General features: G+C 78.3%; 1 protein-coding gene. It reads right to left on the bottom strand.

Annotated elements, in window-relative coordinates; genetic code table 11:
• Window positions 1-149: 149 nt before the first annotated feature.
• Window positions 150-272, bottom strand: a complete 123-nt coding sequence (locus PUR61_RS00160; RefSeq protein ID WP_329874345.1) for a hypothetical protein — start codon at window positions 270-272, stop codon at window positions 150-152.
• Window positions 273-318 lie beyond the last annotated feature (46 nt).

Raw genomic sequence — 318 nt, 5'->3', positions numbered from 1 at the left:
GCCACCGGGAGCCGCGCCCCCGGGGTGATCCGCCGCCGGCCCGTCGGGCCAGCGGGACCGCGGTGCGCGTGGCCGGTCTCCGCACCGCGAGCGGCGCCCTGCCTCCGGGGGCGGGTCGCGTCCGGAGGCTGGGCGGCGAAGCGCGCCGGTCAGCGTCCCGCGGGGGAGATGAGGGCGTAGGCGCCGCGGGCCGCCGGGGAGTAGTGGCGCAGGAGCACCTGCACGCTGGAGTTGCCCTCGAGGGTGTCGAGGGTCCCGGCGGCGAAGGCCATCTCGAGGATGCCGACGTGGACGCTCGAGCTCGTCTACTGCGGACCG

This window comes from Streptomyces sp. BE20 (assembly GCF_036322525.1).
GTDB lineage: Bacteria > Actinomycetota > Actinomycetes > Streptomycetales > Streptomycetaceae > Kitasatospora.
The sequence above is the reverse complement of the archived record's forward strand: the minus strand, read 5'-3'. Positions and strand labels throughout refer to the sequence as shown.

What these genes read in the sequence shown, in the direction of transcription:
- PUR61_RS00160 (WP_329874345.1), bottom strand. Translation starts at nt 272, where the DNA reads ATGGCCTTCGCCGCCGGGACCCTCGACACCCTCGAGGGCAACTCCAGC.